At 60.3% G+C, this 20144-nt stretch carries 15 protein-coding genes and 1 pseudogene; 4 read left to right on the top strand and 12 right to left on the bottom strand.

Annotation, left to right across the window (positions count from 1 at the left end; translation table 11 throughout):
• Window positions 1-179: 179 nt before the first annotated feature.
• A complete protein-coding gene (locus NTD86_RS03820; RefSeq protein ID WP_262200835.1) occupies window positions 180-458 on the top strand; it encodes a hypothetical protein in 279 nt (92 codons plus the stop codon).
• On the opposite strand, the gene NTD86_RS03815 is transcribed toward NTD86_RS03820, so the two are convergent.
• The gene (locus tag NTD86_RS03815) at window positions 455-2815 is read right to left on the bottom strand and encodes a DNA polymerase II (RefSeq protein ID WP_410016944.1); all 2361 of its coding nucleotides are present in this window, start codon (window positions 2813-2815) and stop codon (window positions 455-457) included. The genes NTD86_RS03820 and NTD86_RS03815 overlap by 4 nt on opposite strands.
• A gap of 13 nt (window positions 2816-2828) precedes the next feature.
• A complete protein-coding gene (locus NTD86_RS03810) occupies window positions 2829-3182 on the bottom strand; it encodes a hypothetical protein (RefSeq protein ID WP_262200833.1) in 354 nt (117 codons plus the stop codon).
• A 295-nt stretch (window positions 3183-3477) separates the two neighbouring features.
• Between NTD86_RS03810 and gudD the strand changes: the two genes are divergently transcribed.
• Together gudD and NTD86_RS03800 are read left to right on the top strand one after the other, a co-directional pair.
• On the top strand, window positions 3478-4827 hold the full coding sequence (gudD, locus tag NTD86_RS03805) for a glucarate dehydratase (protein ID WP_262200832.1): 1350 nt from the start codon (window positions 3478-3480) through the stop codon (window positions 4825-4827).
• 36 nt (window positions 4828-4863) lie between these two features.
• A complete protein-coding gene (locus NTD86_RS03800) occupies window positions 4864-6447 on the top strand; it encodes an aldehyde dehydrogenase (NADP(+)) (RefSeq protein WP_262200831.1) in 1584 nt (527 codons plus the stop codon).
• Between the two features lie 264 nt (window positions 6448-6711).
• On the opposite strand, the gene NTD86_RS03795 is transcribed toward NTD86_RS03800, so the two are convergent.
• The 10 genes and pseudogenes from NTD86_RS03795 to NTD86_RS03750 form a co-directional block, all read right to left on the bottom strand.
• On the bottom strand, window positions 6712-7545 hold the full coding sequence (locus NTD86_RS03795) for an amidohydrolase family protein (RefSeq protein ID WP_262200830.1): 834 nt from the start codon (window positions 7543-7545) through the stop codon (window positions 6712-6714).
• A 28-nt stretch (window positions 7546-7573) separates the two neighbouring features.
• Window positions 7574-8863: an MFS transporter gene (locus NTD86_RS03790; RefSeq protein ID WP_262200829.1), complete on the bottom strand. Its 1290-nt coding sequence runs from the start codon at window positions 8861-8863 to the stop codon at window positions 7574-7576.
• A gap of 121 nt (window positions 8864-8984) precedes the next feature.
• Window positions 8985-9716: a GntR family transcriptional regulator gene (locus NTD86_RS03785; RefSeq protein WP_262200828.1), complete on the bottom strand. Its 732-nt coding sequence runs from the start codon at window positions 9714-9716 to the stop codon at window positions 8985-8987.
• A gap of 129 nt (window positions 9717-9845) precedes the next feature.
• Window positions 9846-10151 (bottom strand): NIPSNAP family protein, encoded by a 306-nt coding sequence (locus tag NTD86_RS03780; RefSeq protein WP_262200827.1) that lies wholly within the window; start codon window positions 10149-10151, stop codon window positions 9846-9848.
• 1 nt (window position 10152) lies between these two features.
• Window positions 10153-10365, bottom strand: a complete 213-nt coding sequence (locus tag NTD86_RS03775) for a hypothetical protein (RefSeq protein ID WP_262200826.1) — start codon at window positions 10363-10365, stop codon at window positions 10153-10155.
• A gap of 272 nt (window positions 10366-10637) precedes the next feature.
• On the bottom strand, window positions 10638-10970 hold the full coding sequence (locus NTD86_RS03770; RefSeq protein WP_262200825.1) for a copper-binding protein: 333 nt from the start codon (window positions 10968-10970) through the stop codon (window positions 10638-10640).
• Entirely contained in the window at window positions 10967-14125 is a 3159-nt protein-coding gene (locus tag NTD86_RS03765) for an efflux RND transporter permease subunit (RefSeq protein WP_262200824.1), read from the bottom strand. The genes NTD86_RS03770 and NTD86_RS03765 overlap by 4 nt, the downstream gene beginning before the upstream one ends.
• A pseudogene (locus NTD86_RS03760) lies at window positions 14125-15342 on the bottom strand (efflux RND transporter periplasmic adaptor subunit); the annotation flags it as partial. The pseudogene NTD86_RS03760 and the gene NTD86_RS03765, both read right to left, overlap by 1 nt.
• A complete protein-coding gene (locus tag NTD86_RS03755; protein WP_262200821.1) occupies window positions 15339-16595 on the bottom strand; it encodes a TolC family protein in 1257 nt (418 codons plus the stop codon). The pseudogene NTD86_RS03760 and the gene NTD86_RS03755, both read right to left, overlap by 4 nt.
• 98 nt (window positions 16596-16693) lie before the next feature.
• Window positions 16694-17035, bottom strand: a complete 342-nt coding sequence (locus NTD86_RS03750; protein WP_262200820.1) for a hypothetical protein — start codon at window positions 17033-17035, stop codon at window positions 16694-16696.
• A gap of 232 nt (window positions 17036-17267) precedes the next feature.
• Here NTD86_RS03750 and NTD86_RS03745 point away from each other — a divergent pair, with 232 nt between their 5' ends.
• Window positions 17268-18980, top strand: coding sequence for an amidase (locus NTD86_RS03745; RefSeq protein ID WP_262200819.1), 1713 nt, complete (start codon window positions 17268-17270; stop codon window positions 18978-18980).
• Window positions 18981-20144: the final 1164 nt, after the last annotated feature.

Raw genomic sequence — 20144 nt, 5'->3', positions numbered from 1 at the left:
GCGACGCAATCGTCGTAAGAAACCGCCTGGCGCGGTCATTCAGACACATACGGTTTTCAGGTTTTGCAATCGCTGCGCAATCGGACGTAGCCTCGCCTGACTCGACAACTGCTACGGGGTTTGTGGTGAAAAGGAGTACCCTGCCGTCCGGCTTTTATTTTTCCGTTCCAGGACCTCCCATGTTTCCCAACGCTGAACGCTATAACCCTTCAACTGAATATGCGAACAAGCTGGTCGATCGCATCGGCCAAACCCCGGTCTGGATCGCCCAGCGCATCGGTGTAACAGAAAAACGCATGCGCTATATCCTTGCCGGTTCGCGCACGATTAAAGGCGATACCACCGAGATCCTGATGAGTTACGCCGAGCAGTTTTGCCTGGAGAGTCTGGCCGCCGAGGCCAAAGCGGCGAAAGACCGTGCCCGTTCAAAAGCCGCAACGCCCGCCAGCAACGCTTAAAACAAGCCCATCTGCCCGCCCACCAGCGCGCTGAAGTCATCGTCGACGAACACCAGAATCGCATCCGCCACGGGCTGTAACTGCCGGGTCAGGTAGTGGTCGTAGTCGACATCGGCGGTGCGGTTTTCCAGCGGCTGCGGGCCCGCCACTGTGATGACGTAACTGATAAAACCGCCATTCTGGTACTGCCGGGGTCGCCCTTGCTGGTCGTTGTATTCGTCTGCCAGACGCGCCGCGCGCACGTGCGGCGGGACGTTGCGCTCGTAGTCACTCAATGGCCGGCGCAGGCGTTTGCGGTAGATCAGCAGTTCGTCATGCTCGCCCGCCAGGGTGCGTTGTACAAAATCGCGTACGTAGTCCTGGTACGGCTGGCGGTTGAAGATGCGCAGGTACAACGCCTGCTGAAACTGTTGCGCCAGCGGCGACCAGTCACTGCGCACGGTTTCCAAGCCCTTGTAGACCATTTCCGCCTGCCCGTCAGGGCGCATCACTAGCCCGGCATAGCGCTTTTTGCTGCCCTCCTCGGCCCCGCGAATGGTCGGCATGAGGAACCGGCTGTAATGCGTTTCGAATTGCAGTTCCAGCGCGCTGGTGAGCCCATATTCATCACGGACATGGGCTTGCCACCATTGGTTGACGTGTTGCACCAGTTCACGGCCGATTCGCGCGGCATCGGCTTCGCTGTGTTCGCTGCGCAGCCAGACAAAGGTCGAATCGGTGTCGCCGTAGATCACGCTGTAACCCTGCGCCTCGATCAGGGCGCGGGTCTTGAGCATGATTTCATGGCCACGCAGAGTGATCGACGACGCCAGCCGGGTATCGAAAAAACGGCAGCCGCTGGACCCTAGCACGCCATAAAAGGCATTCATGATGATTTTCAGCGCCTGCGATAGCGGCGCGTTCTTCTCTCGCTTGGCCGCCTCCCGACCATTGGCGACACGCTCGATGATCGCTGGCAAACAGTGCCGGGTACGGGAGAAACGTGCGCCGCGAAATCCCGGAACCGAGTGCTCATCGTCGGGCTGGCGCAAGCCTTCGACCAGACCCAGCGGGTCGATCAAAAACGTGCGGATGATCGACGGGTACAGGCTCTTGTAGTCCAGCACCAGCACCGACTCATACAACCCCGGCTGCGATTCCATGACAAATCCGCCGGGGCTGGCCTGTGGCGGGTTATCACCCAGGTTGGGCGCAACATAGCCCTGGCGGTGCATCAGCGGCATATACAAGTGATAGAACGCGGCCACCGAACCGCCGCTGCGATCGGCTTCCAGCCCGGTGACCGAGGCACGCTCCAGCAGGAAGGTCAGCAGCTCGGTCTTGTGAAAGATGCGCGTTACCAGCTCGCAGTCCTTGAGGTTATAGCGCGCCAGTGCGGGCTTGTCCTGGGCAAACATGCGGTTGATTTCGTCCATGCGCTGGTACGGGGTGCTGATGTCCTTGCCTTCACCCAGCAAGGTTTGCGCGACGTTTTCCAGGCTGAACGAGGTAAAGGACCAGGTGGCCGAGCGCAGTGATTCGATACCGTCGATGATTAAACGGCCCGCCGCGCTGGCGAAGTAGTGGTTGTTGCGGGTGCCGTGTTCGCGCCATTGCATTTCGCTACCCCCACGCCCTAACAGCAGCGGGATACCCAGGCGCCTGGCATGCTCGTGCAAGATCCGCAGGTCGAACTGCACCACGTTCCAGCCAATGATCGCGTCGGGGTCATGCAGCGCCAGCCAGTGGTTCAGGCGCAGCAACAGGTCGCCACGGGTGGCGCAAAACTCAAGGTCGAAATCCACTGGGGTGTCGGCCTGCGTCGCCTTGCCCAGCATGTACACCTGACGCTGGCCGCAGCCTTCGAGGGCAATCGAGTACAGGTCACCCTGAGCGCTGGTTTCAATGTCCAGCGAAACCAGTTTCAAGCGCGGCCGATAGTCCGGGTGCGGTTTCATCCGGGTATCCAGCAGCGGGCCATCCGCCTGGGCCTGGCCACTAAAGCTCACCGGGGCGGTGATAAAGCGCTCCATCAAAAAGCGCTCGGGCGGCCGTATATCGGCCTCGAACACCTCAACCCCGGCGCGGCGCAGGCGCTGGGCGATATCGATCAGTTGCCCATGCTGCTGGCTGTACAAGCCCAGCACCGGCCGCGAATGAAAGTCACACAACGCCAGCTCACGCAGCTCAATGTTGCGCTCACCCTGCACCAGCGCTTCGACCTGGGCACGCTGTGCCAGCGGAATAAACGCAACCGACGTCTGCATCGGCAAACGCACGTGTTGCGGGCCTTCATCAGTGGCCAGCCAGAACTCTACTTCAACCCCGGACGGCGTATCGCGCCAGTGCCGGGTCAGTACAAAGCCTTGCCTCAGCACAACCCTGTGCGCCTTACAGACACGTGGCAACCATGGCCAAACGGCGCAGTGCCGCGCTGTCGTTTGGCTGCTTGGCGTAATAACTCAAGGCGGTGCCGGTGCCCTGCGGCCGCAGATCGACAAACGACTCGGCGCCACGGGTGTACACCGTCAAACGACCGGATTTGTCGTTGTCGATATAGGCACTGGCGTCCACCCCGAAGGCACCTTCGTCCTGCCAGGTGTATTTGATGCACTCGGCCACTTTCGCAGTTTCCTTGTCAGAGCTCAGGACCCGAGTAGGCTCCTGATTGCGGGCCTCATTCATCGCCGGTGATACACAGCCAGCCAGCAAAGCCACGCCCAGAGCGCCAATCAGCATTCGCATTGAATATCCCCTCAGAAAAAGTCGCTCACGATAGCACGCGGGTACAGCGGATTCATTGACTGATGGCCTTGTCGCAACACATACGATGACTAGGCGTTATTTTTTAAAATTATGCGTGTCGCGATGTGCTGAAGCTGACGATAAAACTGGGGGCCGCATAAATAAACGCTCATTTTCAGGGCTTTTTATAACTGAATCGTTTACTTGAGGCATTGCGAGGTCAAAAATCAAGTCATATGATGTCTGTCAACTTGATTCGCTCAGCCCTGACTCTAATTCTAATAAGGAACATGCCATGACTGCCGAACACTCCCATCACGCCAGTAAAACGCCCGTGGTCACCAGCCTCCAGGTCATCCCAGTGGCAGGCCACGACAGCATGCTGCTTAATCTCAGCGGTGCCCACGGACCTTTCTTTACCCGCAACATCGTGATCCTCAAGGACAGCAGCGGCAATGTCGGCGTGGGTGAAGTACCGGGCGGTGAACGCATTCGTGAAACCCTGGAGGACGCCCGCAGCCTGGTGGTCGGCCAATCCATCGGCAACTATCAGCGCGTGCTGAACACCCTGCGCAGCACCTTTGCTGCCCGTGACGCCGGTGGCCGGGGCCTGCAAACCTTTGATCTGCGCATCACCATTCACGCCGTGACGGTCATGGAATCTGCCCTGCTCGATCTGCTCGGCCAGTTTCTTGAAGTGCCAGTGGCGGCCTTGCTCGGCGAAGGCCAGCAACGGGATGCGGTAAAGATGCTCGGCTACCTGTTTTACATTGGCGAGCGCCAGCAAACCGATCTGGGATACCGCAGCGAAGTAGACGGCGATGACTGGTACCGCTTGCGCAATGAACAGGCCATGACCCCCGAGGCCGTGGTGCGGCTGGCTGAAGCCGCGCAGGCCCAATATGGCTTCAACGACTTCAAGCTCAAGGGCGGCGTGCTGCGCGGCGCTGAAGAAATCGAAGCCGTGACGGCCTTGGCCGAGCGCTTCCCCAACGCGCGCATCACTCTGGACCCCAATGGTGCGTGGTCGCTCAAGCAAGCCATCGCCTTGTGCCGTGACCAACATAAAGTGCTGGCCTATGCCGAAGACCCGTGCGGCGCCGAAAACGGCTATTCCGGGCGCGAAGTGATGGCCGAGTTCCGCCGTGCCACCGGCCTGCCCACCGCCACCAACATGATCGCCACCGACTGGCGCGAAATGGGCCATGCAATCCAGCTGCAATCGGTCGACATCCCGCTGGCGGACCCGCACTTCTGGACCATGCAAGGCTCGGTCCGGGTCGCGCAGATGTGTCACGAATGGGGCCTGACCTGGGGCTCGCACTCCAACAACCACTTTGATATTTCCCTGGCCATGTTCACCCAGGTGGCTGCCGCGGCGCCCGGCGAGATCACCGCCATTGATACCCACTGGATCTGGCAGGACGGCCAGCACCTGACCCGCAACCCGCTGCAGATCATTGGCGGGGAGATCCAGGTTCCGGCGCGCCCAGGCTTAGGCGTGGATATCGACATGGACGCCGTCGCCAAGGCCCACGAGCTGTACAAAGGCATGGGGCTGGGCGCCCGGGACGACAGCATCGCCATGCAATACCTGATTCCCGGCTGGAAATTCGATAACAAAAAACCGTGTCTGGTGCGTTGAATCGCGCCGTACCAATGCCAAGTAAGGACTGAAAATATGTCGACCGTTACAGGCCACAACTTTATTGCCGGCGCCCGCAGCGCCGCAGGGACTACGCTGCTTGAAAGCCTCGACGCTACCACGGGCCAAGCATTGCCTTTTCGCTTTCATCAGGCCACGAACGAAGAAGTCGACCGCGCAGCCCGCGCCGCCGATGAAGCCTTTGCAAGCTTTCGCCAACTCAGCCCCGAGCGCCGCGCCGAGTTTCTCGATGCCGTCGCTGATGAAATCGACCAACTGGGTGATGATTTCGTCGCTCTGGTGTGTCGCGAAACCGCCCTGCCGGCCGCTCGTATACAGGGCGAACGCGGGCGCACCAGCGGGCAGATGCGCCTGTTCGCCAAAGTCCTGCGTCGCGGCGACTTTTTAGGCGCGCGCATTGATTTGCCACTACCGGATCGCAAGCCGCTGCCCCGTGTGGACCTGCGCCAATACCGAATAGGCGTCGGGCCGATTGCGGTGTTTGGCGCGAGTAATTTTCCGCTGGCGTTTTCGACGGCGGGTGGCGATACCGCAGCGGCCTTTGCCGCAGGCTGCCCGGTGGTGTTCAAAGCCCACAGCGGGCACATGGCAACCGCCGACCAGGTGGCGTGCGCGATTATCCGCGCCGCCGAAAAAACCGGCATGCCCAAGGGCGTGTTCAACATGATTTATGGCGCAGGCGTCGGCGAACCGCTGGTCAAGCACCCGGCCATCCAGGCTGTGGGCTTTACCGGATCGCTGCACGGTGGCAATGCGCTGAGCAACATGGCCGCCGAACGCGAGCAGCCGATACCGGTATTTGCCGAGATGTCGAGCATCAACCCGGTCATCCTCCTGCCTGAGGCCCTGGCGGCACGTGCTGACGGCATCGCCAAAGACCTGGCCGCCTCTGTGACCTTAGGAGGTGGCCAGTTCTGCACCAATCCGGGCTTGGTCATCGGCGTAAGCTCGCCAGAGTTCACCGGGTTTGTTCAACAGCTCAGGCAACACATGAGCGAACAGGCGCCGCACACCTTGCTCAATGCCGGCGGCCTGCGCAACTACGCCAAGGGCGTGGAGCAACTGCTCAAACACACAGGCATCAGCCATCTGGCGGGTCATGACCAGCGCGGCACGCAAGCGCAGCCACAACTGTTCAAGGCCGATGTCAGCCTGCTGCTGAACAAAGACCCGCTGCTGCAAGAAGAAGTGTTCGGCCCTACGACCTTGATCATCGAAGTAGCCGATGACGCGCAACTAAAAGCTGCCTTGCTGGCCTTGCGCGGGCAACTGACCGCCACACTGATTGGCGAGCCGGGTGACCTGCAACACTATCAGTGGCTGGTGCCGATACTTGAACAAAAGGTCGGGCGTATTCTGGTGAACGGTTACCCAACCGGCGTCGAGGTGTGCGATGCCATGGTTCACGGCGGCCCTTACCCGGCCACCTCGGATGCTCGCGGGACCTCGGTAGGCTCGCTGGCGATTGACCGTTTCTTGCGGCCGGTGTGCTACCAGAACTACCCCGACGCCCTGCTTCCCGCAGCGTTGCAAAACAGTAACCCGCTGGGCTTGCAGCGATTGGTGAACGGCGAGTGGAGTTCGCGGGCGATCGATTAAAAGATCGTCACTCGGGAGGAGCGAGCTTGCCTCGCGATCTTTTGATGTTTAAGAGATTGCGAAGCAAGCTCGCTTCAGCAAGTTTTGCGGTACACACCAAATTTCAGGCAAAAAAAAGCCCAAGTAGCTGATGGAAACTTGGGGCTTAAAAATGCATAAACCGTGGTAGGTGAACGCAGGGCGATAATACTCCAGTGTTACTGCAGGTAACAAGATACTTTGTACGATTTTTTTAAAGACGGTACTGACACAAATCAACAGGTGCTAAACAAATCTGAACAATTCCCGCGGCGCCTGCACCAACAGGGCCTGCCGGACCGCCGCCGAGCAGCCCAGTGCGTCCAGCTGCTGAATCACCGTGGCATAGCCGACACGCTCTTCAAACTGCGTGTGGGGCCAGTCACTGCCCCATACCAACCGCTCTGGACCAAGGCTTTGCTGCAACAGGAGCAGCGCCTCCCTGGCAAAATCGAGGTTTTGCGAGGCCGTTCCGGCCAGTCGATAGATACCCGAGACTTTCATCCACACCTGCCCGCCCTGCCCCAGCTCAAGCATTTGCCTGAAGCCGGGTTGATCAAGCCCCAGCCGCGCATCCGGGCGACCGAAGTGATCGATCACCACGCTGACCCCGAACGGCTTCAGTTGCTGGAGCAACCCCGGAATGTCTGCCACTTGGCGATGAAGCTCAATGTGCCAGCCCAGCGCCGCACTATTGTCCAAAAAGGCTTTCCAGACGGGCTCGCCAAAGTCTGGCAAGGCACAGCCCATCAGATTCAGACGAGCCCCCACCACGCCCTGCCCGGCCAGGTCACGCATGTGCGCAAGATCAGTGGCCGGATCAAGCACCACTACCCCGCGCAGTTGTTGCGGCGCTTGTTTGAGCGCGTCCAGCAGGTAGCGGTTGTCCGTTCCCAGAAAGCTTGGCTGCACCAACACGCCGTGGCTCAAGCCATGGGCCTGCAACTGGCTTTGGTACTGCGCCAGCGTTGCGTCGTAGTTCGGGGTATAGCGCCGCGCGGCCGTCAGGCTCAGTTCGCGACTGAACACGTGTGCATGGCTATCGATGCCGCTAATCGGCGTAGTACGGGTATCAGGCATGGCGTTCATCTATCAAAAAATATGGGCATCAGGCTCGAGCGGTCTCGTTGCCGCCAGCATTGGTCGTGGGCGACTCAATAGGCGCTTCCAGGTTGCGGCCACGGGTTTCCGGCAGGCACAGCGCGGCAATGACTGCCACGCCATAGGCGATCCCGGCGTCGATACCAATGGCCGAGCCCAAGGACATGGACTCACTCATGTGCCCCACCAAAAAGGGGAATACCGCCGACAGCACGCGGCCGAAGTTATAGCAAAAGCCGACCCCTGCACCGCGCACGTCCGCGGGGTACAGCTCGTTGAACAGCGCGCCAAGGCTCGCTGGAATACCCGCCGCAAAAAAGCCCAGCGCAAAGCCCAGGAACAGCATTTGCGTGTTAGTCAGCGGCAGGAATACATAACACTGCACGGTGACCACGCAGCACAGGGCAAACAGGATGATATTTTTGCGACGCCCGATGCGATCGATCAAAAAACCACTGACCACGCACCCGCACCAGAAGGCCACAATAATCACCGCCAGGTAACCGCCCGAGCTCAATATCGACAGGTTGCGCTCGGTTTTGAGAAAGGTCGGCAACCAGGTCATCACTGCGTGATACCCCCCGTGCGCCCCCAGACCCAGCAGCCCGCCTAACAAGGTCACGCGCAACAGTTCAGGGCGGAAGATCCCCGACAGCGACTTGAAGAAGCTTTGCGGGATGACGTTTTCCTTCTGCAGGCGCTGGAAGCTGTCCGGTTCCTCGACATTACGGCGCACCCAGATGATCAGGAACGATGGCAGCAGGCCGACCAGAAACATCACCCGCCAGGCGATGTCCTGCGGCACCAACGTATAGACCAGGGTAAACACCCCGACCGCCAGCCCCCACCCCACAGCCCAGGCGCTTTGCACTGTGCCCATGACCTTGCCGCGATAGTTGGGGTTGATGGTTTCGGCCATCAGAACCGCACCGGCCGCCCATTCGCCACCGATGCCAAAACCTTGCAGTGCCTTGACGATCAGCAACTGGTTGAAGTCGGTGACAAAGGCCGACACAAAGGTGAAGAACGAGAACCACAGAATCATCCATTGCAGCGTGCGCACTCGGCCATAGCGGTCGGACAATGTGCCGCCCAGCCAGCCACCGAGCGCCGACGTTACCAGGGTCACACCGCTGATCAAGCCAGCATCGCCCTTGGTCAATGCGAAGGCGGCAATCAGCGCCGGAATCGCAAGGCCGAACATTTGTACTTCCAGTGCGTCGAGCGACCATCCGCCGAAGCAGGCCCAGAACGTTTTGCGTTCCCGTGAAGTGATCTGACGATACCAACTGAACATGATTTTTATCCTTATAAGTCAAACGCAAGGCGGCCGAATGCGGACCGTGCCGCCGTGAGGCCAGTCAAAAAGCTAAAAACAAAGAACCCCCGGTCAGCAGGCAGCTAGCCGAGGGTTGGGGTCACCGGATATCCACGCTGTAGCGGAAGTGCTCGGCATGCCCGCGTGAGCGACGCCATTCCAGCGGCTTCCCGGCGTAATCACGGGCCAGTCGTTCGATCACCACTACCGGGCTTGCGACCGGCACTTGCAGCAAACGCGCGTACACGTCATTCACCGATTCGGCGGTCAGGGTCTCTTCGGCAGAAGCGACAACCTGGGCACACACCTCTTCGTAGATCGGGTAGAGCAACGGCCCCTGCGCACTCAGGTCGATATGCAGCAATGGTGCAAAAGGTTCGTGGGGCAACCAGATTTCTTCGGCAAGCACCGGCTGCTCATCCAGCAAACGCACACGCATGATACGAATGACCTGCGCGTCAGCAGGCAAGCCCAAAGCCTGTGACACGGCCGAAGGCGCGGTAACCGGCTCTACCGACAAGATGCGGCTTTCTGGTACCTGGCGCTCACCGGCAGCGGTCTGGAAACGGAAGAAACGGAACAGCGACGACTGGAACTGAGGCCGACGGATAAACGTACCGCGACCTTGCTGGCGCTCCAGAATGCCCTCGCTGACCAGCGCATCAATAGCTTTGCGCACGGTGCCAGTGGACAGGTTGTACAGCGTAGACAGCGCGGCCTCGGTAGGGATCGCCTCCCCGGGGCGCCAACGGTTCTTGGCGATTTGTTCTGCTAAATGATCGCGCAAGCGCTGGTACTGCGGCAGGCGAGCATCACTGGATAGAGCATTCATCGACCTTATTCACCTTGTTATCTAGTCATATATATGAATATTGGTGACGAGTATTTCCCTGCACGCGATGGCTGTCAAGCACCGCATAGCGGCGGATGCCTCGCGGCACCCACCGGCATCAGCCAGCGCTTATTTGAACACGGGTCGGAAGAAGCTTCGCTCGTAGCTCAGGATGCAGCGGTTATCTCCGGCCAGCTTGAAAGCGGCGATGCATTCGGCATCGGTTTTGGAGCGTTCACGGTAATCTTCGTAGGCGGCCAGGCTTGGAAAGGTAAACATCGCCAAGGCAATGTTGTTGGCCCCTTCCGAGGGCAGGAAATAGCCGTGATGGGTGCCGCCGAACTTCTCGACCAGCGGGATCCAGACGCGCCCGTAGGCTTCAAACTCCGCCAGTTTGTAAGGGTCGATCACATAGCGCAGATAACACGTAACCATTTCATCGTTCCTTTGAAGGGTAGAGTCTATTCAGCACGCCCATCGTGATAACCACCGCGGGGGTCATCAGCAGCACGGGGTTGAAGGGTATCGGGGTAAACAGCATGAACAGCCATGCGATAAAAAAGCCTGCGGCGACCAGGCCAAAAAGCCAGGTCGGGATCCGCTTTCCAAAGCGTTCACACGCCTGATTGAAACGCTTAAACCATTGCACCTAAACAACATCCTTGTGAATCGGCCCGCAGAATATACCCCCTGTAGGAGCGAGCTTGCCTCGCGATCTCTTGATCTTGAAAGATCGCGAGACAAGCTCGCTCCTACACGTGGAGTGTTTTATTCAGCCAGTACGCGAAGTTCGCTCAACGGGATGACTGCTCATTCCGCCCGAATTTGATTCGTAACTCATGGCCCTGTAGGAGCGAGCTTGTCTCGCGATCTTTTGATCTTGAAAGATCGCAAGACGAGCTCGCCCCTACAGGCATCCGGTTATTTCTTGATCGAGACAATCGTCGCCTTGCTGCCTTCCATACGGAAGCTGAACGCAACCTTGTCACCCACCGACAACCCAGCCATCTGCTGGTCGGTCACGGCAAAGCCCATGGTCATGGAGGGCCATTGCAAAGCCGGGACCGGGCCGTGAGCCAGGGTCACGGTGTGCCTGGCCGAATCAATCGCCTTGATCACGCCTTCGGCACTGGCAACCGGCGCTTGCTGCTGAGCCTGCATGCCGTCCATTGACATGCCCGACATGTCTTCTGCATGGGCCGCAACACTGAACGCGGCAACAAGGCTGGCTACGACTACGAGAGGGAATTTCATTGGGGGTTTCCTTGAGAAGGTTGGTTTTCAACAGGTAAACGACGACGGCGCATCACCCGATACGCAGCCGGGATAACAAACAGGGACAACAATGGTGCGGTGAGCATGCCGCCGACCATGGGGGCTGCAATGCGGCTCATGATTTCACTGCCGGTGCCGCCGCCGAGCAGGATCGGCAACAAGCCGGCAATGATCACCGCTACGGTCATCGCCTTGGGCCGCACACGTTGCACGGCGCCTTCGCGAATGGCCGCCACCAGCCCTTGCTCACTGCCCTCGCCCGCCTGCTGGCGCTCGGCCCAGGCGTTTTTCAGGTACAGCAGCATGATCACGCCAAACTCGGCCGAGACCCCGGCCAAGGCGATAAAACCCACGCCGGTGGCTACGGACAAGTTGAAACCCAAGAGGTACAGGAACCAGACGCCGCCACTCAGGGCAAACGGCAGGGTCGCCATGATCAGCAAGGCCTCATCGAAGCGGCTAAACGTCAAGAACAACAGCACAAAGATGATCAGCAAGGTGGCAGGCACAACCAACTTGAGCCGCGCATTGGCCCGCTCGAGGTATTCAAACTGCCCCGAATAACTCACGCTCATGCCCGGCTGCAAGTGCACCTGCTCGCTGATGGCCTGGCGTAAATCTCTCACCACTGAAGCCAAATCGCGGTCACGCACGTCGATATACACCCAGCCGGACGGCCGCGCGTTTTCACTTTTGAGCATCGGCGGTCCCTCGCTGATGCGCACGGTGGCTACCGTGCCGAGGGTGATCTGACTCCCTTGCGGGGTGTAGATCGGCAACTGTTGCAGGGCACTCAGCGAGTCCCGCCAGGCCCGCGGGTAACGCACATTGATCGGAAAGCGCGCTCGCCCTTCAATGGTTTCACCGACGTTATCACCGCCAATGGCGCCGGCCACAATCGCCTGCACATCGGCAATGTTGAGCCCATAACGGCCCGCTGCCGCGCGGTCGATATCGACGTCGATGTAACGTCCGCCCGTGAGCCGCTCAGCCAGCGCAGAACTGACACCGGGCACGGTCTTGGCCACGCGTTCAATAGCCTGGGCCACGTTGTCGATTGCAGCCAGATCGCCGCCATTGACCTTCACCCCGATCGGGCTCTTGATCCCGGTGGCCAGCATGTCCAGGCGGTTGCGAATCGGCGGCACCCACAGGTTGGTCAGCCCTGGCACCCGCACCACGCGGTCCAGTTCCTCCACCAGCTTTTTCGGAGTCATGCCCGGGCGCCATTGATCGCGAGGCTTGAACTCGATGGTGGTTTCAAACATTTCAAGCGGGGCCGGGTCGGTAGCGCTTTCAGCACGCCCGGCCTTACCCGACACATGGGCAACCTCCGGCACGCTCTTGATCAGGCGGTCGGTGAGTTGCAGCAGTTGCGCGGCCTTTTGCGCCGACAACCCGGGCAATGCCGAAGGCATGTACAGCAAATCCCCTTCATCCAGCGGCGGCAGAAACTCCCCGCCCAACCGTGACATGGGCCACAAGGCACTGACGAAGACCAGCAGGGCCACCGCAAGTGTGGTTTTGGGGCGACGCAACACCGCGTCCAGTGCCGGTTGGTACAGCCTGATCAACCCACGGTTGAGCGGGTTTCGTTTTTCATCGGGGATAGGCCCGCGAATCCAATAACCCATCAACACTGGCACCAGCGTCACCGACAGTCCGGCAGCGGCGGCCATCGACCAGGTTTTGGTAAACGCCAGTGGACCGAACAGGCGCCCTTCTTGGGCTTCCAGGGTGAACACCGGGATAAACGACAAGGTGATGATCAACAGACAAAAGAACAGCGCGGGTCCGACTTCCGTGGCGGCCTGGGTGATCACTTGCCAATGCTGGGCACCCTTGAGCGCTTCACCAGGGTGGGCGTGGTGCCAGGCCTCGATCTTTTTATGGGCGTTTTCAATCATCACCACAGCGGCGTCAACCATGGCACCGATGGCAATCGCAATGCCGCCCAAAGACATGATGTTGGCGTTGATGCCCTGATAGCGCATCACAATAAAGGCCATCAACACCCCCACCGGTAACGAGATGATCGCCACCAGCGATGAGCGCAAATGCCACAGGAAGATCCCGCAGACCAGCGCCACAACGATGAACTCTTCCAACAGTTTATGGCTGAGGTTGTCGACTGCCCGGTCAATCAATTGGCTTCGGTCGTAGGTGGTGACGATTTCGACACCCGCCGGCAGGCTGGCTTTCAACTCATCGAGCTTTTGCTTGACCGCCGCAATGGTCTCGCGGGCGTTCTTGCCGCTGCGCAAAATCACCACGCCGCCCACGGCTTCGCCTTGACCATCAAGCTCGGAAATGCCACGACGCAACTCCGGCCCCAACTGGATGTTCGCCACCTCGCCGAGAGTGACCGGCACCGCCCCGGCAGCTAATTTGAGCGGGATGGCGCGAAAGTCATCCAGCGTCTTCAGGTAGCCCGAGGCTCGCACCATGAACTCGCTCTCGGCCATTTCCAGCACCGCGCCGCCAGTTTCCTGATTGGCCTTGCCAATGGCGTCAGTGACCTGGCTTTGGGTGATGCCCAGTGCGGCCATTTTCACGGGGTCAAGCTGCACCTGGTACTGCTTGACCATCCCGCCGATGGTGGCCACTTCTGCCACGTTGGGCAGGGTTTTGAGCTCAAACTTGAGAAACCAGTCCTGCAGGGCACGCAATTGCGAGAGATCGTGCTTGCCACTGCGGTCCACCAGTGAGTACTGATAAACCCAGCCCACGCCCGTAGCATCCGGCCCCAGCGCCGGTTTGGCGCTGGCCGGCAAGCGACCCTGGATCTGGCTCAGGTACTCCAGCACCCGCGAGCGCGCCCAGTACAGGTCGGTGCCATCTTCAAACAATACATACACATAGCTGTCACCGAAAAACGAGTACCCGCGCACGGCTTTGGCGCCGGGCACTGACAGCATGGTGGTGGTCAATGGGTAGGTGACCTGGTTTTCAACAATCTGCGGGGCCTGCCCTGGGTAAGGCGTGCGGATAATCACCTGCACATCGGACAAATCCGGCAACGCATCAATCGGCGTGCTTTGCACCGACCAGATGCCCCACGCGGTGATAAACAGCGTGGCCAGCAATACCAGAAAACGGTTGCCGACAGACCAGCGAATCAGCGCGGCGATCATGGCTGACTCTCCAGCGGTATGGCGTCCAGACCCTTGAGGCTGGCCTCGGAATCAAGCAGGAACTGGCCTGAACTCACCACCTGCTGGCCCTCTTCCAGCCCTTGCAGGATCGCGGTCTGCCCGTCGTTTTCCGGCCCGGTGCGCACTTCAACGGCTCGATAGTGCCCACCCTCACCCGCCTGCATGACCAAAGCCCGGTGCCCGGTGCGGATCACCGCCTCGCTGGGTACCCACAGCACACTGTGGGGAACACCACGCTCAAGACTGACCTGTGCCGTCAAGCCCGGGCGCAGTCGCGCATCAGGATTGGCCAGCTCGACACGCACCTGCAGGGTGCGGCTGTCCGCGCTGGTTTGCGGCAGAATCGCGCTGACCACGCCCTTGAGCACCTCACCTGGAAACGCTGGCAAACGCGCTTCAACGGTTTGCCCGACCACCACCGCACCGGCTTGCGCCTCGGGCACCGCCACGGCCAGCCACACGCTGTCCAGGCCATTGACCCGCGCCAGGGTTTCACCCAGCGCGAGTGTCATGCCCTGGCGCACGTTCAACTCTTGCAATACCCCACCCACCGGGCTGGTGATGGTCAGCGTGGCCTGCACCTTGCCACTGCGCTCAACTTGTGCGATCAGCGCAGGTGGCATGCCCGTGAGGCGCAAACGCTGACGCGCCGCTGCCAGCAGCCCTGCATCACCAATACGCTTGAGCGCCAGGAATTCCTCCTGAGCCGCCGCCCACTCCGGCACCAGCACATCCGCCACCGCGGCGTTGGCCTTGAGCACATCACCCGGCGCCAGGTCGTAGACACGCTCGACAAAACCCGGGGTTCGCGCCTGAATGACCGCCACATCGCGCTCGTTGAACCCCAGTACCCCGGACGCATCAACGCGGGTCGCCAGCATGCCGCGGCTGACCGTCGCCAGCCGCACACCCAGATTCTGGGTCTGCGCCGGATCAACCTTGATCGCTGCCTCGTCAGCTTGATCCTCGGCGTACTGGGGTACCAATTGCATGTCCATAAAAGGCGACTTGCCCGGCTTATCGAACTTTTGCTGCGGGTACATCGGGTCGTACCAGTACAGCGCCTTCGGCTCGCTTGCCGCCTGGGGCTGCGCCATGCGGCCGTCCGGTGCTTGCCCGGCCCACCAGCCTGCTCCGGCCCCCAAGGCCACAGAAGCTCCCACCAGCACAAACGCTTTCATCAGATTAACGCTCATTTCGCACCCTCCCCGTAGGCGAAATACAGACGCGCATTGACCATTGCGCGCTGTTCTTCAACGTCCACCTGCTTGAGGCGGGCCTGGATCAATTCACGGCGGGCCGTCACCAGCATGTTCAAATCACCTTTGCCGGCGCGGTAGCTGGCCAAGCTCAGATCGACCTTTTGCTGGGCCAAGGGCACCAGAGTCTCCTGGCTACGCTGCACGGCGCGGCTAAGGCGCTGGTAATCAGCCAGGTCATCTTCCAACTGCCGGGTATGCTCGCGGGTCATGTCCTCGCGCTCCGCATCCAGTTGGTCAAGCTCGGCTTGCCGAGCGGCAATCACAGGATTTTGCCGAGTGCCGGGAAATATCGGTAAATCCCATGAGAACTGCACACTGACCATGTCGCCAAATTGCGGGTCACGGTGTTGATAATCGAGCTCCCAACTCCAGTCCGGATGCTTCGCGGCCTGCGCCTCATGCAGCTTGGCCTGGGCCTCGCGAGTCATGGGCACGTACGCCGCCAGTTGTGGATGGTGTTGCACGTTATGGGTGGCCATCGAGCTATCAACGGGCCATTCGGGCATGCGCCCCAAGGGCGTGTCATTGCCTGCCGGGCCAATCCAGCGCTTGAGTGCGGCCCGTGCCTGGGCACGTTGCTGCGTCAACTCATCTTGCTGTTCGGCCAACAACGCGGCTTCCTGCTTGGGGCTGACGGCATCGGCCGGCTGCCCGCGACCGCCTGCAATTGCTGCACGCACGGCCTCTGCAAACAGACGGTTGTCTTTATAGAAGTCCTGAAACAGTGCGTCTTTTTGCTCGACCGAATAACTGCCTATCCACGCCAGCGCGGTGGCCTGACGCACATTCAGAAGCGCTACCCGGCGCTCGGCAATAGCGGTATCCACGGCGGCATCGGCCACTTCGATGCGCGCCTTGCGCTTTTCACTGTTGGGCATTTCCTGGCGGATCCCGACCATTTGCATGGTCATGAAATCGCGGTCAAGGCTGCCGCGATCCGGGCCACCTACCGGGAAGTTCTGCACGCCGAGCAGCAATTTCGGATCGGGTAATTCGCCCGCAGGGACTGCCGCATTGCTGGCCGCCTGCACGCCGGCATTTTGCGCAGCCAACGCAGGCGCGGTGTTTTCGGCCAGGCGCAGCGCTTCGTCGAGGGTCAACCCACCCGCGAAACTCGGCCACGCCAGCACACTTGCAAGCAGGCCGACGCCAACGCGCAGACCTGTGCAAAAGCACATGGGTTTCATGTTTTAAATTCCTTGGAAAATCCCGTGCACGCTGCAAAAAATCAGCGCACAACTCTGCGTCCCGTTAATGCGGAACACGACTCAAAGAGGGACAGGAATCAAACGCGTGGCGGGCGCCAAACCCCGGACGGGGTGGTGGAAGGCACGGCATCGCTGAAAAGCGCTGGCGTTACCGGATTACGCAGGGAAATTGCGGGCTTGATGACCGAGACTTGCAACATCGTTCCGGCCTTGCACTCCTGACCGGGTTTGCACGACTTACCATGTTCAGACGGGGCCTTGCTATCGGCACAACAGTCCATGCCCATCTCTTGCATCACTTTCATGCCCAAGGCTTGCATCGGGCACGGCTCTGCCGGCGCCTGGACACCCGCCATCCCGCTCAAGGGAAGCGCGAGGCTCAGGACAAAAATGAGGCATAGCCGCAGGTAGCGTTTCATGGGGCGCGAGTCTAATCGTTATAAATGACGGTTACAATTGGCCGACCCGTGCTATCAGAGCGTGCTGAAATTAAGCGGAGATTATGACCACGCTGGCCAATCAGCTCTTTTGCAAGTGATCCACGTGGCGTGGTTTTGAACTCACTAATTACGGATAAATATCGATAAACAATATTGGTTTCGCTAAGCTGCGCACAGTCCACATCCACCCTTTACCTTCGGCGGTGAGTGCATGATCGAAGTTACTGAAGTTTCCATTGCCCAACTGCGTGAAGCGCTCGAGTCGGGCCAGACTACGGCGGTTGAGCTGGTCAAGGCGTACCTTGCACGCATCGAGGCCTATGACGGCCCGCAAACCCCGACTGCGCTCAACGCCCTGGTGGTGCGCAACCCTGATGCCCTCAAGGAAGCCGAAGCCTCGGATGCCCGTCGCGCCAAGGGTGAAACCCTCGGGCCGCTGGACGGTATTCCTTACACCGCCAAAGACAGCTACCTGGTCAAGGGCCTCACGGCCGCGTCCGGCAGCCCGGCCTTCAAGGACCTGATCGCTTACCGCGATGCGTTTACGATTGAGCGCCTGCGCGGTGCCGGGGCCATTTGCCTGGGCAAGACCAATATGCCGCCCATGGCCAACGGCGGCATGCAGCGCGGCGTCTATGGCCGCGCCGAAAGCCCGTACAACCCCGACTATCTCACCGCGCCCTTCGCGTCTGGCTCTTCGAACGGTGCGGGTACCGCCACGGCAGCGAGTTTTTCGGCATTTGGCCTGGCGGAAGAAACCTGGTCCAGCGGGCGTGGTCCGGCGTCAAACAACGGCTTGTGTGCCTACACACCGTCACGCGGGGTGATTTCGGTGCGCGGCAACTGGCCGCTGACCCCAACCATGGACGTGGTTGTACCCTACGCCAGAACCATGGCCGACCTGCTGCAAGTGCTTGATGTGGTGGTCGCCGAAGACCCCGATACCCGCGGCGACCTGTGGCGCCTGCAGCCTTGGGTAGCGCTGCCGAGTGTTGAATCCGTGCGCCCGGCGTCCTACCTGGATTTGGCCGCCAGCGCTGAATCCCTGGCTGGCAAGCGCTTTGGCGTGCCGCGCATGTTCATCAACGCCGACCCCGAGGCCGGCACCGCAGAAAAACCGGGTATCGGCGGCCCGACCGGGCAGCGCATCATCACCCGCGCCTCGGTCATCGACCTGTGGCAAGCCGCGCGCCAGGCCCTCGAGGCCAAGGGCGCCGAAGTGATCGAGGTCGACTTCCCGCTGGTGTCCAACTGCGAGGGCGACCGCCCGGGCGCGCCAACCGTGTTTACCCGAGGGCTCGTATCCAAGGAATTCATGCACGACGAACTGTGGGAACTGTCGGGCTGGGCATTTGATGACTTCCTGCGGGCCAACGGCGATCCAAAGCTCAACCGCTTGGCCGACGTTGATGGCCCGCTGATCTTCCCGCACGACCCGGGCACCCTGCCCAACCGCGAAGACGAACTGGCGGCCGGCATGGATGAATATGTGCGCATGGCGCAGCGCGGGATTACCCCGTGGGATCAGATTGCAACCTTGCCGGACGGCTTGCGCGGGCTGGAGGAGACTCGTCGCGTCGACCTTGAGGAGTGGATGGATCGCCTGGGCCTGGATGCCGTGCTGTTCCCGACGGTTGCCGATGTCGGCCCGGCGGATGCCGATGTGAACCCGGTTTCGGCTGATATCGCCTGGAGCAACGGGGTATGGGTGGCCAACGGCAACCTGGCGATACGCCATTTGGGCGTGCCGACCGTCACCGTGCCAATGGGCGTGATGGCAGACATCGGCATGCCGGTGGGGCTGACCTTTGCCGGGCGCGCTTACGACGATTCGGCGTTGCTGAGTTTTGCCTCGGCATTTGAATCGTTGGGCAGCAAACGCCAGATTCCGCCACGGACACCGCCGCTGAATTCTTCCCTGTAGGAGTCAACTGCTCGCGATCTTTTGTGTTGCTAGAACCTTTAGATCGCCGGTTGCGCATCCATTGGATATGTACACCGGGATAACGACTGAATTTTGGGTACATATCCATTCGATGGGTAATGGCCACTTAGGGTTACGCCCTTACGGCGTGCCACTTTGAAAAGCGCAAAGTGGTCAAACGCTTTCGCCCCTACCCCTCGGTGCCTCGCTGTGGCTCGGCATACCCTCGCCACAGGCCTTGCTCCGTGGGCCCGCCGCGATCGGCCATCCATGGCCGTGTCGCGGCTAACCCGGCGTCCTGCCGGGTTACCCACTACGCAAAACCTGCGCTCGGCCAGCAGGGTTTAATGGGGCCTTTAACATCAAAATCACAAGCCAGATCACAAGCCCCACGGCCTGCTGCCAAGCTGCCGTAGGCTGCGATGTGTTGATCTGTTGATCTGTTGATCTGGCTGTTGCTGTTGCTGTTGCTTTGGCTTTTGATCTGTCCGCCCCTTCGGGAGGCCGAGTGGAGGTTCTGCGCAGTGGGTGTCCCGGCATGGATGCCGGGAGAGCCGCGATGGGCCATGGATGGCCCGTGGCGGCGTGCCCACGGAGCGGGGCCGGAGTGAGGGAACCTGAGCGCAGCGAAGGCCGTACGCGTGGGCGAGGCCTTTTTGGGTACTTTTGTGGCTGTTTGACAAAAGTGCCTCGCCGTAAGGGCGAAACCCGTAGATCGGCATAACAGATCAAATGGATATGTACGCCGGCGGCAATGAAAGAATGATTGAGTACATATCCATTCGAGGCGTAACGGCCACTTAGGGTTACGCCCTTACGGCGTGGGCCCGCAGCGATCGGCCATCCCTGGCCGTGTCGCGGCTAACCCGGCGTCCTGCCGGGTTACCCACTACACAAAACCTGCGCTCGGCCAGCAGGGTTTAATGGGGCCTCTAACATCAAGATCACAAACCAGATCAAGAGCCAGATCAAAAGCCACACGGCCTGCTGCCGCAGGCTGCGATCTTTTGATTTGGTTGTTGCTGTTGCTTTGGCTTTTGATCTGTCCGCCCCTTCGGGAGAGCCGCGAAGACCGTGCGCTGTGGGCAGACCCATGGGTACTTTTGTGGCTGTTTGACATAAGTGCCACGCCGTAGGGCGAACCCCGTAGATCGGCGTTGAGCA

The organism is Pseudomonas sp. 7P_10.2_Bac1 (genome assembly GCF_025465935.1).
Lineage (GTDB): Bacteria > Pseudomonadota > Gammaproteobacteria > Pseudomonadales > Pseudomonadaceae > Aquipseudomonas.
The sequence above is the reverse complement of the archived record's forward strand: the minus strand, read 5'-3'. Positions and strand labels throughout refer to the sequence as shown.

Coding starts and splice junctions, on each gene's coding strand:
- NTD86_RS03790 (WP_262200829.1), bottom strand. CDS start 8,863: ATGTTCAGTTGGTATCGTCAGATCACTTCACGGGAACGCAAAACGTTC.
- gudD (WP_262200832.1), top strand. CDS start 3,478: ATGACTGCCGAACACTCCCATCACGCCAGTAAAACGCCCGTGGTCACC.
- NTD86_RS03785 (WP_262200828.1), bottom strand. CDS start 9,716: ATGAATGCTCTATCCAGTGATGCTCGCCTGCCGCAGTACCAGCGCTTG.
- NTD86_RS03820 (WP_262200835.1), top strand. CDS start 180: ATGTTTCCCAACGCTGAACGCTATAACCCTTCAACTGAATATGCGAAC.
- NTD86_RS03750 (WP_262200820.1), bottom strand. CDS start 17,035: ATGAAACGCTACCTGCGGCTATGCCTCATTTTTGTCCTGAGCCTCGCG.
- NTD86_RS03800 (WP_262200831.1), top strand. CDS start 4,864: ATGTCGACCGTTACAGGCCACAACTTTATTGCCGGCGCCCGCAGCGCC.
- NTD86_RS03765 (WP_262200824.1), bottom strand. CDS start 14,125: ATGATCGCCGCGCTGATTCGCTGGTCTGTCGGCAACCGTTTTCTGGTA.
- NTD86_RS03745 (WP_262200819.1), top strand. CDS start 17,268: ATGATCGAAGTTACTGAAGTTTCCATTGCCCAACTGCGTGAAGCGCTC.
- NTD86_RS03755 (WP_262200821.1), bottom strand. CDS start 16,595: ATGAAACCCATGTGCTTTTGCACAGGTCTGCGCGTTGGCGTCGGCCTG.
- NTD86_RS03770 (WP_262200825.1), bottom strand. CDS start 10,970: ATGAAATTCCCTCTCGTAGTCGTAGCCAGCCTTGTTGCCGCGTTCAGT.
- NTD86_RS03780 (WP_262200827.1), bottom strand. CDS start 10,151: ATGGTTACGTGTTATCTGCGCTATGTGATCGACCCTTACAAACTGGCG.
- NTD86_RS03810 (WP_262200833.1), bottom strand. CDS start 3,182: ATGCGAATGCTGATTGGCGCTCTGGGCGTGGCTTTGCTGGCTGGCTGT.
- NTD86_RS03795 (WP_262200830.1), bottom strand. CDS start 7,545: ATGCCTGATACCCGTACTACGCCGATTAGCGGCATCGATAGCCATGCA.